This window comes from Microbacterium sp. CGR1 (genome assembly GCF_051062835.1).
GTDB lineage: Bacteria > Actinomycetota > Actinomycetes > Actinomycetales > Microbacteriaceae > Microbacterium.
The window spans coordinates 2927313-2941255 of record NZ_JAOTPG010000001.1; the positions used below are offsets into that span (position 1 = coordinate 2927313).

Here is a 13943-nt window from a genome sequence, read left to right on the forward strand (position 1 = left end):
GAGGGGCGGATGCGACCGCATCCGCCCCTCCCACCGACCTCCCGACCGACGAAGGACCCCTCATGTCAGAATCCCTGCTCAGCGTGCGCGACTTCTCGGTCGTGTACGACGTCGATCCACCTGTCGAGGCGGTGAAGAACGTGACCCTCGAACTGCAGCGCGGCGAGATCCTCGGCCTCGCGGGAGAGAGCGGATGCGGCAAGACCACCCTCGCCTACGGAGTGCAGCGCCTGCTTCGGGCACCCGCTGTCATCGCCGGCGGCAGCGTGACGTTCCACGATGCGTCCGGCGTCGACGTCGACATCAACGCCCTCGACGTCGACGCGATGCAGAAGTTCCGCTGGGACAAGGTGTCGATGGTGTTCCAGGGGGCGATGAACGCGCTCAACCCCGTCGCCACGATCGGGTCGCAGCTCGAGGACGTCTTCGAGATCCACCGGCCCGACATGACGCGCCGGCAGCGCCGGGCCGAGGCCGAGGAGCTGCTCGAGATCGTCAAGGTCGGCCGTCAGCGCACCCGTTCGTTCCCGCACGAGCTGTCCGGCGGCATGCGCCAGCGCGTCATGATCGCGATGGCCCTGGCCCTTCGCCCGCAGCTCATGGTCATGGACGAGCCGACGACCGCACTCGACGTGCTGGTGCAGCGAGAGATCCTCAAGCAGATCTCGCAGCTGCGTCACGAATTCGGCTTCTCGGTGATCTTCATCACCCACGACCTCCCTCTGCTGCTCGAGATCAGCGACCGCATCGCGATCATGCGCGAGGGAGAGATCGTCGAGCTCGCGTCCGCCGAGCAGATCTGGACGGATCCGCAGAACGACTACACGAAGACGCTGCTGTCGTCGTTCCCCCGTCTCACCGGTGCGCGAGGAGTGCTGACCCGATGACCACTCTCGAGTTCTCCCACGTCACCAAGACCTACAACGTCCGCGGAGCCGGTCAGCTCAAGGCGCTCGACGACGTCAGCTTCACCCTGACCTCGGGGCAGACCATCGGCCTGGTCGGACAGTCCGGCAGCGGCAAGTCGACCATCGCGAAGATCCTCACCCAGCTCGAGACGCCGACGACCGGAGAGGTGCGCCTCGATGGCAAGCCCATCCCTCGGCGCGGCAAGGGGCTGCGGAAGTACCGCCAGCAGCTGCGGATGGTGTTCCAGGATCCGTTCGCCTCGCTCAACCCGTACCACTCGATCAGGTACCACATCGAGCGCCCGATCCGCCTCGACGACGTCGTGCCGAAGAAGGAGACCGAGGCCGAGGTGCGCCGCCTGCTCGAGCGCGTGCGGCTCGACGCGGATGCCGTGATCGACCGCCGCCCGCACGAGCTGTCTGGCGGTCAGCGTCAGCGCGTCGCCATCGCCCGCGCGCTCGCATCGCGCCCTTCGCTGCTCGTCGCCGACGAGCCGGTGTCGATGCTCGACGTGTCGATCCGCCTCGGGGTGCTGAACCTGCTCGCCGACCTGCAGCGCGAAGAGGGTCTCGGCGTTCTGTACATCACCCACGACCTCGCCACCGCCCGCCATTTCAGCGACAAGATCATGGTGCTCAACCAGGGTCGGGTCGTCGAGTACGGCGATGCCGACGACGTCATCCTCAACCCGCAGGACCCCTACACGCGCGAACTGCGGGCGGCTTCTCCCGACCCAGACAAGCACTTCGCGACGGCCGGCTCGCACGGAGGTGCACAGTGACCACCGCATCCCCCGATCTGGGTCAGATCGACCAGGAGAGCCGCGACGCGCTCGAAGTCGGCACCACCGCGACCACCGCGCAGAAGGGACGCACGCTCGTGCCGTGGCGATTCTTCGCCGGACGGGCGGGCTTCTACCTGTTCACCCTGTGGGCCGCCATCACGATCAACTTCTTCCTGCCGCGGTTCATGAAGGGCGATGCCGTCAGCTCGTATCTCGCCCGCAACCGCAACATCAGCCCGGAGGCTGCCGACTCGCTGCGCATCCTGCTCGGCATCGACACCGACAAGTCGATGTGGCAGCAGTACATCGACTACTGGGCGATGCTCTTCCGCGGCGATCTCGGCATCTCGACGCTGCACGGTCTGCGGCCGGTGTCGGAGGTGCTGGCATCCGCCCTCCCGTGGACGCTCGGCCTCGTCGGCCTCGCGACGATCATCTCGTTCGCGCTCGGCACGGTGGGCGGCGCGATCGTCGGCTGGAAGCGCGGCAGCAGGCTCGACGCGCTCATCCCGATCACGACGTTCTTCAACACCATCCCGTACTTCTGGCTCGGACTCATCGCGATCGCGATCTTCTCGTCGACGCTCAAGTGGTTCCCCTCGTCGCACGCCTACGACAAGGGCCAGTCGCCCGAGTGGAGCCTCGACTTCATCGGTCAGGTGATCGTGCACGGCACCCTGCCGGCGGTCACGATCATCATCGCCTCGCTCGGCGGCTGGATGCTGGGCATGCGCAACATGATGCTCACGGTCCTCGACGAGGACTACATCACCGTCGCGCAGGCCAAGGGCATGCCGAACAGGCGGGTGCTGTGGGCGTATGCCGCGCGCAATGCGGTGCTGCCGCAGATCCAGAGCTTCGCGCTCTCGATCGGCTTCATCGTCGGCGGCACGATCGTCATGGAGATGGTCTTCAGCTACCCGGGCGTCGGCAAGCTGCTGCTCGACGCCACCAACGCGAAGGACTTCGCCCTGATGCAGGGGGTGTTCCTGGTGATCACGCTGTCGGTGCTGGTCGCCAACATCCTGGCGGACATCGTCTACGCATACCTCGACCCGCGCACGCGCCAGACGGAGGCCTGACATGAGCGTTCCCACATCGACCGACACCACGGCACCCGACGGCAGCGCGATCCCCACCGGGATGCCGGAGACCGCGACGTTCCGCACCGCTGAGGGTGACCAGCCGACCCGCAAGACGTTCTGGTCGCAGCTGGTGCAGGCGTTCGCGATGTTCCGCAACCCGAAGTCGATCGCCGGCCTGATGATCCTCGGGGTGTTCGTGCTGATCGCGATCTTCGCGCCGCTGCTCGCGCCCTACGGGGCCACCCAGAAGGATCGCACGGCGCTCCGCCAGCCGCCGTCCCTCGACCACTGGCTCGGAACTACGCACATGGGTGAGGACGTGCTGAGCCAGCTGATCTTCGGCACCCGCGGCGTGGTCGTCGTCGGCTTCCTCTCGGCGATCATCGCGACCGTCATCGCGATCACGATCGGCGTCATCGCCGGGTACGTCCGCGGATGGAAGAGCGAGTCGCTGTCGGCGCTCACGAACGTGTTCCTCGTGATCCCCGGCATCCCGCTGATCATCATCGTGGCCTCGCAGTTCGAGAACCCTCCGCTGATCGTGATCGCCGCGGTGCTGGGGCTCACGGGCTGGGCCTGGGGTGCGCGTGTGCTGCGGGCGCAGACCATGTCGCTGCGCAACCGCGACTTCATCCAGGCCGCCCGGGCCAACGGCGAACCGCTGCACCGCATCATCACGGTCGAGATGCTGCCGAACCTCATGGCGCTGATCGCGTCGAGCTTCGTCGGCACCGTCACCGCGGCCATCCTCGGTCTCACCACCCTCGCCTTCATCGGCGTGATCCCGGTGAGCAACCTCAACTGGGGCACCATCCTGTTCTGGGCGCAGCAGAACGGCGCGTTCCCACGTCTGTGGTGGTGGTACGTGCCCGCAGGTCTCTGCATCGCGATCATCGGGGTGGCCCTGTCGCTCATCAACTTCGGCATCGACGAGTACGTCAACCCGAGGCTGCGGTCGGCGGGTGAGCGCGCCCGCGCGATGAAGAAGAAGGGGCTCAATGTGAACGACCCGGTGACGGCGGTGCGCAGCGTGCCCACGACCGACTCGGGTACCGTGCAGAGCGCGGCGACAGCGACGACGACCCAGACGAAGACCGATACGAAGACCGATACGAAGACACAGAACGCCGAGTGATGACCTCTCAGACCCTGACCGAATCCCTGCCGTACCTCGACCCCGAACTGCCGATCGCGGCACGCGTCGCCGACCTCCTCGATCGCATGACGGTCGAGGAGAAGATCGGGCAGATGCTGCAGCTCGACGCCCGCGACGACCTCGACGACCACGTGCTCGGAAAGCACGTCGGCTCGATCCTGCACACCTCACCCGAGCGCATCATCCGGGCGAACGAGCTGACCTCGCAGACTCGGCTGCGCATCCCGCTGCTCGTCGCGGAGGACTGCATCCACGGCCACTCGTTCTGGCCCGGTGCGACGATCTACCCGACCCAGCTCGGCATGGCGGCGACCTGGGATGCCGAGCTCGTCGAGAAGGTGGCGAGGGCCACCGCGGTCGAGGTCGCGGCGACCGGCATCCACTGGACCTTCTCGCCGGTGCTGTGCATCGCGCGCGACCTGCGCTGGGGCCGTATCGACGAGACGTTCGGTGAAGACCCGTTCCTGATCGGCGAGCTCGCCTCGGCGATGGTGCGGGGGTACCAGGGCGAGGGACTCGACGACCCGACCGCGATCCTCGCCACGGCGAAGCACTTCGCGGGGTACTCCGAGACGCAGGGCGGGCGCGACGCGAGCGAGGCCGACATCTCGCGGCGCAAGCTGCGGTCGTGGTTCCTGCCGCCGTTCGAGCGCGTCGCCCGCGAGGGATGCCGCACGTTCATGCTCGGCTACCAGACCACCGACGGGGTGCCGATCACGGTCAACGACTGGCTGCTCAGCGACGTGCTGCGCGGCGAGTGGGGCTACACCGGCACGCTCATCACCGACTGGGACAACGTCGGTCGCATGGTGTGGGAGCAGCACGTGCAGCCCGACTATGCGCACGCCTCGGCCGCCGCGGTGACTGCCGGCAACGACATGGTCATGAACACCCCCGGCTTCTTCGCGGGTGCGCTCGAGGCGGTGTCGAACGGACTCCTCGCCGAGGATGCCTTCGACGACGCGGTCGCGCGCATCCTGACCCTGAAGTTCGAGCTCGGGCTGTTCGAGAACCCGCGGCTGCCGCAGGACGAGCTGGATGCCGTGGTCGGCAGCGACGCACACGCGGAGCTCAACCTCGAGACGGCTCGCCGCTCGATCGTGCTGCTCGAGAACGACGGTGTGCTGCCGCTCGATGCCGTGGCATCCCTGAAGGTCGCCGTGGTGGGTCCGCTCGCCGACGATGCCCAGACGCAGCTCGGCGACTGGGCGGGTGGCTCCGGTCAGGCCGGCTGGCTCGACGGACAGCCGCGCGAGATGATCACGACCGTGCTCGACGGCCTCGCGGGCGTCGACGGCTGGTCGGTCACGCATGCCCGCGGCGCCGAGATTCTCACGCTCGAGGACGACCCCCGCGGCGCGAAGTTCCCCGACGGGCAGCCTCGGCCCTCGGTCGTCGTGCCGGCGCCGGCTGACGACGCGCTCATCGCCGAAGCGGTGGCGGCTGCTGCGGCATCCGACGTCGTCGTCGCCGTGGTCGGCGACCGCATCGAGCTCGTCGGCGAAGGGCGCTCCACCGCGACGCTCGAGCTGATCGGCGGACAGAACGCCCTGCTCGACGCGCTGATCGCGACGGGAAAGCCTGTGGTGATCGTGCTGCTCGCCTCCAAGCCGCTCGTGCTGCCGGCATCCGCCTCGCGGGCCGCCGCCGTCATCTGGGCGGCGAACCCGGGCATGCAGGGTGGCCGCGCGCTCGCCGAGATCATCTCGGGTGCCGTCGAGCCGTCAGGGCGCCTGCCGATCTCGTTCGCCCGCCACGTCGGCCAGCAGCCGACGTACTACAACCAGATCCGCGGCCAGCACGGCGACCGCTACGCCGACCTCACCCAGTCTCCGGCCTGGGCGTTCGGCGAGGGGCTGTCGTACTCGACGGTCGCGTACGGCGACCTGGCGCTCGCGTCCGATCGGCTCGGTCACGACGACACGATCGTCGCCGAGGTGACGGTCACGAACACGGGCTCTCGACCCGCGCGCGAGACCGTGCAGGTCTACGTGCGCGACTCCATCACGAGTGTCAGCTGGGCAGGCAAAGAGCTCAAGACCTACCGCCAGGTCGACGTCGCGCCGGGGGAGTCCGTGCGCGTGCGCCTCGAGCTTCCCGTCGCCGACTGCTCGATCGTGGATGCCGCCGGCATCCGCCTCGTGGAGCCCGGTGCGTTCGAGCTGCTCGTGGGTTCGAGCTCGCGGGATGACGCGCTGCTGAGCGCCGCGTTCACCGTCGCCTGAGGTGCGCCGCCGTGACGAGGGCGCTCAGGCGTCCTCGTCACGCAGACGCTGAGGCCCCGCGCCCTGACTGCCGAGGGCGTCGTCGGGGTTGAGCAGGCCGCACGCCTTCATCGACAGGCACCCGCAGCCTATGCATCCGGTGAGTTCGCGCTCGAGACGCTCGATTCCCTCGCGGCGCTTCTCGAGCTCGCGCTTCCAGCGTCTCGACGCGCGCTGCCAGTCGGCATGGCTCGGGGTCTGGGTCAGAGGCACGTCGGCGAACGCGTGCTGCACGTCGGAGAGGGGGATGCCGAGGCGCTTCGCGACCGTGATGAGCGAGACCCGCCGCAGCATGTGACGCGCGTAACGGCGCTGATTTCCGGCGGTGCGTGTCGACGCGATGAGTCCGAGGCTCTCGTAGAAGTGCAGCGCCGAGGGCGCGACGCCGGTGCGCCTGCTCATCTCACCGATCGTCAGCGGTTCGTCGGGGCCATGGACGGCCCGATCGGAATCTGTCTCTGCGGTCACGCCGACCTCCTCGATTTGACCTCAAGCGTACTTGAGGTCTTACGGTTGCACATGTGACCGCGACAGGAAGTGACCGATGACCTATGTGATCGCGCTGCCCTGCGTCGATGTCAAGGACCGTGCGTGCATCGACGAATGCCCGGTTGACTGCATCTATGAGGGCGAGCGCTCGCTGTACATCCACCCGGACGAATGCGTCGACTGCGGCGCGTGCGAACCCGTCTGCCCCGTCGAGGCGATCTACTACGAGGATGACCTGCCCGACGAGTGGCAGGACTACTACAAGGCCAACGTCGAGTTCTTCGACGAGATGGGATCCCCCGGTGGCGCCGCCAAGCTCGGCATCATCGACCGAGATCATCCGATCATCACAGCCCTTCCGCCCCAGGAGGCACCCGAATGAGCACTCAGCAGCATCCCGCAGCGCCGGTACCCTCCGAGGTCGGTGAAGGGCTCAAAGCCGCGTTCCGCGCGCACCCGGCCGGAGTCGCGATCATCACCGCGATGACCCCCGCCGGTCCGGTCGGACTCACGGCGTCGAGCGTCGCGTCCGTCGCGGTCGACCCCGCCGCGATCGTGTTCTCGGTGACCAGGGCGACCGGCAGCGCGGGCTCGATCCTGAACGCCGAGTCGTTCGTCGTGCACCTGATCGACGACGAGCACTCGGCTCTGGCGCAGAGCTTCGCGGTGAGCGGCGCCGACCGTTTCACCCCCGATCAGGGCTGGAGCACCCTTCCGACCGGTGAGCCGTACCTCGCCGAGGCGCGCGCCGCGATGCGCGGTCACACGATGTCGACGGTCGCGGTCGGGTCATCGACCGTCGTGGTCGCCGAGATCGACGAGGTGCTGCTCGGGCGGCCGGGTCGACCGCTCGTCTACCTCGACCGCCGATTCCACTCACTCCCCACCGATCAGAACGACTGAAAGGAACACGCATGACCTCTCTGTACACCCTCCCCGAACTGCCGTACGACTACTCGGCACTCGCCCCGCACATCTCGGGCAAGATCATGGAGCTGCACCACTCGAAGCACCACCAGGCCTATGTGACCGGCGCCAACACGGCCCTCGAGCAGCTGGCGGCAGCCCGTGACTCGAACGACTTCGCCGCGGTGAACAAGCTCGAGAAGGACCTCGCGTTCAACCTCGGCGGACACATCAACCACTCGGTGTTCTGGGAGAACCTGTCGCCCGACGGCGGCGGCAACCCCGAGGGCGAGCTCGAGGCGGCGCTGACCGACGCGTTCGGTTCGATCGACGCCTTCCGCGCGCACTTCACGGCGACCGCGCTCGGCGTGCAGGGCTCGGGCTGGGCTGTTCTCGCCTGGGACAGCGTCGGCGCCCGCCCGGTGATCTTCCAGCTGTTCGACCAGCAGGGCAATGCACCGCTCGGCGTCACGCCGCTGCTGCAGCTCGACGTCTGGGAGCACGCGTACTACCTCGACTACCTCAACGTGCGCGCCGACTACGTCAAGGCGTTCTGGGAGCTCGTCAACTGGTCAGACGTGCAGCGCCGGTTCCAGACTGCGCAGGAGAAGACCGCAGGGCTCATCGTCGCCCGCTGAGTCGCGTAGCCCGCTGCGCGCGCCTCTTCGGGAGGAGAACTCGTCTTCGGGAGCAGGATGCCACGGCATCCGTCCTCCCGAGGCGCAGTTCTCCTCCCGAGGCGCAGCGGATGGTGTGAGCCGCCGGACGGCAGGGGTCAGGCGAGCAGTTCGCCCGCGAGAGCCTCGATGCGGCGGCGGATGTCGTCACGGATCGGCCGCACGGCGTCGATGCCCTGGCCTGCCGGGTCGTCGAGCGTCCAGTCCTCGTACCGCTTGCCGGGGAAGAACGGGCAGGCGTCGCCGCATCCCATCGTGATCACGACGTCGGATGCCTGCACGGCCTCGGTCGTCAGCACCTTCGGCGCCTCGGCGGTGATGTCGATGCCGAGCTCGCTCATCGCCTCGACCGCGACCGGGTTGATCTGGTCGGCGGGCATGGATCCGGCCGAGCGCACCTCGATGCGGTCGCCCGCGAACTCCCGGAGGAACCCGGCGGCCATCTGCGAGCGCCCCGCGTTGTGCACGCACACGAAGAGGACGGAAGGGATGCTGTCGGTCATGATGTCTCCAGGGTAAGCGAGTGAGCGGGGTCGAGGGCGGTCGAGGGTGTCCTGCCGATCTGCAGTGTGGCGGGTGCCGAGCAGCATCCCGCGCCGGTGGCCTCGGGGTCGAAGTCGCCGGAACCCCCGCATACTCCGGTCTCAGGCAGAGCGAGCTCGTTTCGGGCGGCGCTCTCGTGATCGCCGGCGAGGTGCGCCGCGACGCTGCGCACCTGCTCGAATCCGGTCAGGGCCAGGAACGTCGGCGCTCGTCCGTAGGACTTCACCCCGACGATGAAGAACCCCTGCTCGGGCTGGGAGAGCTGCCGTGCGCCCGTCGCGCCGACGGATCCGCAGGAGTGGACGTTCGGGTCGATCTCGGACGCGATCCCGGCGACCGCCTCCAGCGATGCGTCGAGGTCGATGCGCACTTCACGCAGAATCCCGAGGTCGGGGCGGAATCCCGTCAGCGCGAAGACCCCGGCGACATCGCCGACCTCGCGTCCGTCCTCAGCGACGATCGTCAGGCCGTCGGGGTCGCGGCGGAACTCCGACACCCGGAATCCGGTCACCACGTCGACGACTCCGGCATCGATCGCGCGCCGTGCCCGTGTGCCGAGTGCGGCCCGCTCCGGCAGCTCGTCTCCCGCTTCGCCGCCGAGCACTCCCGTCGCGCTGCCGCGGCGGAGCAGCCAGGTCACCCGGGTGCCGGGAGCGCGGCGAGCCATATCCGTCAGTCTCAGCACCGCATGCGTCGCCGAATGACCGGCTCCCACGACCACGATGTGCGACCCGACGAAGGGCGAGACGTCGTCGGGCGTCCGGTACGAGATGAGGTCGGATGCCGAGGTCTCGCCGACAGCGGGGTGACCGTCGGCCCCGGCCGGGTTCGGCCTGCCCCAGGTGCCGCTGGCGTCGATGACGGCCCTGGCGAGGATCCGTCCTTCCGTTCCGCGGCCGTCGCGGGTGTGCACGGTGAACGGCTGACCTCTCCGACCGCTGTCGACGACCTTGTCTCGGCCCCGTCGCGCCACCCCGGTCACGGTCGTGTCGAACCGCACCCGGTCGCCGAGAGCGGCGGCCAGTGGTGCGAGGTACTCGGACACCCAAGCGGCCCCGGTCGGATAGCCGGAGGAAGCGCCGACCCATCCTGTGGGTTCGAGGAGGCGCCGAGAGGCCGAGTCGATCAGTTCGGGCCACGAGGAGAAGAGCCGGATGTGTCCCCACTCCGAGACGGCGGCGCCGGCGCCCGCGCCCTGTTCGATCACGACGACATCGATGTCGCGTTCGATGAGGTGCGCTGCGGCGGCGAGGCCCTGCGGGCCTGCGCCGATGACGACGACAGGAAGGTCGGACATCACGTCTCCTCGAATCGATGAACTTCAATATGAAGCATCGGGCACGTATCGAAGAATGTCAATACGTGAGAGGATGGCGGCATGACGCTCCCGGTGACCATCGCAGACGCCGCCTGCTGCACGCCGCGCACGGCATCCGCTCTGCCCCTCGCCGAGGCGGAGCGCATCGCTCGTCTGTTCAAGGCACTCGGCGACCCGACGCGCATCCGCCTGCTCTCGCTGATCTCGTCGGCCGAGGGCGGCGAGGCCTGCATCTGCGATCTCACCGACCCCGTCGGGCTCTCGCAGGGCACCGTCTCGCACCACATGAAGCTGCTCGCCGACGCCGGCCTCGTCACCCGTGAGCAACGAGGCAAGTGGGCCTACTTCGCGCTGGCAGACGGCGCGCTCGACGCGGCCGGAGAGGCGCTGCGGGGCGTCTGACCGACCCGGGTCACACCAGTCGAGCGGTCGTGCCTCGGACGTTCAGCTCGTAGGGGAGGGCTGCGGGGATGCCGGCGGCGTCGCCCTCGGCGAGCTTGGCGAGCACCGCATCGGCCGCCCGCTCGCCCTGCCCCAGGGGGAACTGGTCGACGGTTGTGAGGCGGAAGAACTCGCCGAGCTCGTGACCGTCGATCCCGACGATCGAGAGGTCTTCCGGCACCGCGAAGCCGAGGTCGCGCGCCGCGAGCAGAGCGCCGATCGCCATCTCGTCCGACGCCGCGAACACTGCCGTGGGGCGCGGACCGGGGCGGCCGAGCAGCTGCTTCGCCGCGCGGTATCCGCCCTCGACCGTGAAGTCGGCGGGTTCGAGGAAGGCGGGGTTCAGCGGGATGCCGGCTTTCGCCAGCGCCTTCTCGAAGCCGAGGCGACGGTTCGTGGGGATGTGGAAGTCGATGTCGAACTCGGGGTTTGCCCCGATGTGTGCGATGTCGTGGTGACCGAGGCTGATCAGGTGATCTGTCGCGAGCTGGGCGACCGCGACGTCGTCGACCGTGAGGGTGTCGAGCTTGGGGTTCGGGCCGCCGATCGCGATCACCGGCAGACCGAGGTCGAGCAGGTACTGGGTCTCGTCGTCGTCGAGTTCGATCGATACGGCGATCACGGCATCCACCCGCTGGCGGCGCAGGAACGTGTCGAACACGTGCCGGCGCACGTCCTTGTCGGCGGTGATGTTGTAGAGCGTGATGTCGTAGCCCTCGCGCATCAGCGCGGCCGAGACGCCCGAGAGCACCGTGCTGAAGAACCAGCGGTCGAGAAAGGGCACGACCACGCCGATGTTGCGGGTGCGACCTGACGCCAGGCTCGAAGCCCGAGACGACACGACGTAGCCCAGCGCCGACGCCGCCTCCTGCACGCGCAGGCGCGCGGACTCCGAGACATGGCCTCGGCCGCTCAGGGCACGCGAGACCGTGGCCGTCGACACCCCGGCGAGCCGGGCGACCTCATCGATGCTCGCCATGCGATTCCTCTCAGAGTGGGTGAGGCTGCGGAGTCCGGATCGGATGCCGCAGCCCCACCGCAGACGCCTTACGGCTTGGTGTACCAGACCGCGGTGTCGACGGGGACTGCGCCACCGTCGAACGGCTGGCTCTGCAGGATCACGAACGCGTCGGTCGGCAGCGGCACGGGCTCGGTTCCCAGGTTCGCGAGCACGTGAACGTCGCCGCGGCGGAATGCCACGGCATCGGCCCCGGCGTCTTCCCAGACGAGCGATCCGCTGCCGAAGCCGTACTCGCGGCGTCCGGCGAGCAGACGCTTGTAGAGCGCGAGCGTCGACGCGGGGTCGACCTCTTCGACGTCACGCGAGTACGCGGCCCAGTCGGCCGGCTGCGGCAGCCACGATGCGCCTGTCTCGTTGAAGCCGAAGGCAGGAGCGTCCGCCTCCCAGGGCAGCGGCACGCGGCATCCGTCTCGTCCGTAGCGCTCGCCGTTCGTGCGGAACCAGGTCGGGTCCTGACGGAACGCGTCGGGGATTTCCATCGCCTCAGGAAGTCCCAGCTCTTCGCCCTGGTACAGGTAGGCCGAACCGGGGAGCGCGAGCATCACGGTCGTCGCCGCGCGGGCGCGGGCGAGACCGATGGCGGTGTCGGGCTTGTGCGGGGTGTTCGGGCCGATGCCCTCGCCCTGAGGATTGTCGTCGGTGAGAGCCAGGCGCGAGGCATGGCGCACCACGTCGTGGTTCGACAGCACCCATGTGCTGGGCGCGCCGACGGCGCCGAACGCGTCGAGCGACTCGCGGATGACGTCGCCGAGCGCCTTCGCATCCCACTCCGTCATCAGGTACGGGAAGTTGAAGGTCTGGTGCATCTCGTCGGGGCGCACCCACAGAGCGGTCTGCTTCAGCGTCGGCATCCAGGCCTCACCGCACAGAGCGCGGTCGCCGTCGTACTCGGCGAGCACCGTGTGCCAGTCGCGGTAGATGTCGTGCACGCCGTCCTGGCCCCAGTACGGCACATTCGCCTCGCCGCCACCCATCGAGTCGGCGTCGGCCGGCGGCGTGTAATCGGGAAGGCCCTCGGCCTTGATCATGCCGTGCGCCACGTCGACGCGGAAGCCGTCGACGCCGCGGTCGAGCCAGAAGCGCAGGATCGAGCGGAACTCCTCACGCACCTCTTCGTTGTTCCAGTCGAAGTCGGGCTGCGTGGGGTCGAAGATGTGCAGGTACCACTGACCGGGGGTGCCGTCGGCCTCTGTCACGCGCTCCCACATGCCGCCGCCGAAGACGGACTCCCAGTTGTTCGGGGGCAGCTCGCCGTTCTCGCCCTTGCCGTCGCGGAAGATGTAGCGCGCGCGCTCGGGGCTGCCGGGGGCGGCCCTCAGTGCCTCCTGGAACCAGGCGTGCTGAGCCGACGAGTGGTTCGGCACCAGGTCGACGACCACGCGGATGCCACGGGCATGCGCCTCGTTCAGCATGGTGTCGAAATCGTCGAGCGTGCCGAACAGCGGGTCGACGTCGCGGTAGTCGGCGACGTCGTAGCCGGCGTCGCGCTGCGGGCTCGTCATGAACGGGCTCAGCCAGATCGCGTCGACGCCGAGCTCCTTCAGGGAGTCGAGTCGGCTGGTTATGCCGGGCAGGTCGCCGATGCCGTCACCCGAGGCGTCGGCGAACGAACGGGGGTAGATCTGGTAGATGACCGCGCTGCGCCACCACTCGGAACCGGGGGCTGCGATCTGCTCAAGCTGTGCCATGGCAACAGATTAGTGCAAACGCTTACATGATTGCCAGAGGTGGGTTCGAATCGATTCGGTAGCGCGATATTCCACGCCGCTCCTCGGCGGCTTGCAGTCCGGGAGTATGCTTCGGGCATCCGATGACTGGAGGCTGTCATGGTTCCCGAGATCAACTACTGGGCGGTCCTCATCGCCACGGCGTCGAGCATGATCGTCGGCTCGGTCTGGTACGCACCGAAGGTGTTCGGCACGCGCTGGTCGAAGCTGGCGAACGTCGACATGGATCGGCCGGGCTCGAGCGCGACCGTGGCGATCATCACGACCGTGATCGTGAGCTTCGTCACGTCATGGGTGCTGGCCGGAGCATCCGCCATCGCCTGGCACTTCTACGACGGGTCGTTCTTCTGGGCAGCGGTTGTCACCGGTGTGCTGCTGTGGGCGGGCTTCACCGCCGCGCGCTTCATCACCCACGACGCGTTCGAGGGCCGCCCGACGGGGCTGACGGTCATGAACATCGCGCATGAACTCGTCACGATCGTCATCATGGCGGTGCTCATCGGCGTCTGGCCGCCGGCGCTCGGCTAGATCCCCGGGTTCTTCGTCAGGTCCTGCGCGAGCATCACGAGGATGCCGCGCCGAAAGACTAGACCTTCGCCACTTCCGTCGAGACTTCCTGGTAT

The 13943-nt window shown here is 68.3% G+C and carries 15 protein-coding genes; 10 read left to right on the forward strand and 5 right to left on the reverse strand.

Going from position 1 to position 13943, the window contains the following annotated elements:
• The first annotated feature begins 62 nt into the window (after positions 1–62).
• Genes OD997_RS14535 through OD997_RS14555 form a run of 5 tightly spaced genes read left to right on the forward strand, consistent with a single transcriptional unit; the run spans position 63 to position 6159 of the window.
• A complete protein-coding gene (locus OD997_RS14535; RefSeq protein ID WP_434332210.1) occupies positions 63–887 on the forward strand; it encodes an ABC transporter ATP-binding protein in 825 nt (274 codons plus the stop codon).
• On the forward strand, positions 884–1690 hold the full coding sequence (locus OD997_RS14540) for an ABC transporter ATP-binding protein (protein WP_311244070.1): 807 nt from the start codon (positions 884–886) through the stop codon (positions 1688–1690). Before OD997_RS14535 ends, OD997_RS14540 begins: the two co-directional genes overlap by 4 nt.
• On the forward strand, positions 1687–2775 hold the full coding sequence (locus OD997_RS14545) for an ABC transporter permease (protein WP_434332211.1): 1089 nt from the start codon (positions 1687–1689) through the stop codon (positions 2773–2775). Before OD997_RS14540 ends, OD997_RS14545 begins: the two co-directional genes overlap by 4 nt.
• A gap of 1 nt (position 2776) precedes the next feature.
• The gene (locus OD997_RS14550) at positions 2777–3913 is read left to right on the forward strand and encodes an ABC transporter permease (RefSeq protein WP_434332212.1); all 1137 of its coding nucleotides are present in this window, start codon (positions 2777–2779) and stop codon (positions 3911–3913) included.
• On the forward strand, positions 3913–6159 hold the full coding sequence (locus OD997_RS14555) for a glycoside hydrolase family 3 N-terminal domain-containing protein (RefSeq protein WP_434332213.1): 2247 nt from the start codon (positions 3913–3915) through the stop codon (positions 6157–6159). Before OD997_RS14550 ends, OD997_RS14555 begins: the two co-directional genes overlap by 1 nt.
• A 24-nt stretch (positions 6160–6183) precedes the next feature.
• Here the strand turns inward: OD997_RS14555 and soxR are convergent, their stop codons facing one another.
• The gene (gene soxR, locus OD997_RS14560) at positions 6184–6666 is read right to left on the reverse strand and encodes a redox-sensitive transcriptional activator SoxR (protein WP_056310216.1); all 483 of its coding nucleotides are present in this window, start codon (positions 6664–6666) and stop codon (positions 6184–6186) included.
• Between the two features lie 76 nt (positions 6667–6742).
• Here soxR and fdxA point away from each other — a divergent pair, with 76 nt between their 5' ends.
• The 3 genes from fdxA to OD997_RS14575 are packed head-to-tail and all read left to right on the forward strand — an operon-like array spanning position 6743 to position 8231.
• Entirely contained in the window at positions 6743–7069 is a 327-nt protein-coding gene (fdxA, locus tag OD997_RS14565) for a ferredoxin (RefSeq protein WP_434332214.1), read from the forward strand.
• Positions 7066–7590: a flavin reductase family protein gene (locus OD997_RS14570; RefSeq protein ID WP_434332215.1), complete on the forward strand. Its 525-nt coding sequence runs from the start codon at positions 7066–7068 to the stop codon at positions 7588–7590. Before fdxA ends, OD997_RS14570 begins: the two co-directional genes overlap by 4 nt.
• Positions 7591–7601: 11 nt before the next feature.
• The gene (locus OD997_RS14575; RefSeq protein ID WP_434332216.1) at positions 7602–8231 is read left to right on the forward strand and encodes a superoxide dismutase; all 630 of its coding nucleotides are present in this window, start codon (positions 7602–7604) and stop codon (positions 8229–8231) included.
• Positions 8232–8368: 137 nt separating this feature from the next.
• Here the strand turns inward: OD997_RS14575 and OD997_RS14580 are convergent, their stop codons facing one another.
• Positions 8369–8773 (reverse strand): arsenate reductase ArsC, encoded by a 405-nt coding sequence (locus tag OD997_RS14580; protein ID WP_434332217.1) that lies wholly within the window; start codon positions 8771–8773, stop codon positions 8369–8371.
• Complete coding sequence (locus OD997_RS14585) at positions 8770–10110, reverse strand: NAD(P)-binding domain-containing protein (RefSeq protein WP_434332218.1); 1341 nt, start codon at positions 10108–10110, stop codon at positions 8770–8772. The genes OD997_RS14580 and OD997_RS14585 overlap by 4 nt, the downstream gene beginning before the upstream one ends.
• An 81-nt stretch (positions 10111–10191) precedes the next feature.
• Here OD997_RS14585 and OD997_RS14590 point away from each other — a divergent pair, with 81 nt between their 5' ends.
• Entirely contained in the window at positions 10192–10533 is a 342-nt protein-coding gene (locus OD997_RS14590) for an ArsR/SmtB family transcription factor (RefSeq protein ID WP_434332219.1), read from the forward strand.
• A gap of 10 nt (positions 10534–10543) precedes the next feature.
• On the opposite strand, the gene OD997_RS14595 is transcribed toward OD997_RS14590, so the two are convergent.
• Positions 10544–11551, reverse strand: a complete 1008-nt coding sequence (locus OD997_RS14595; RefSeq protein WP_434332220.1) for a LacI family DNA-binding transcriptional regulator — start codon at positions 11549–11551, stop codon at positions 10544–10546.
• Between the two features lie 68 nt (positions 11552–11619).
• Complete coding sequence (locus OD997_RS14600) at positions 11620–13281, reverse strand: glycoside hydrolase family 13 protein (protein ID WP_434332221.1); 1662 nt, start codon at positions 13279–13281, stop codon at positions 11620–11622.
• 138 nt (positions 13282–13419) lie between these two features.
• Between OD997_RS14600 and OD997_RS14605 the strand changes: the two genes are divergently transcribed.
• Complete coding sequence (locus OD997_RS14605; protein WP_434332222.1) at positions 13420–13848, forward strand: DUF1761 domain-containing protein; 429 nt, start codon at positions 13420–13422, stop codon at positions 13846–13848.
• Positions 13849–13943 lie beyond the last annotated feature (95 nt).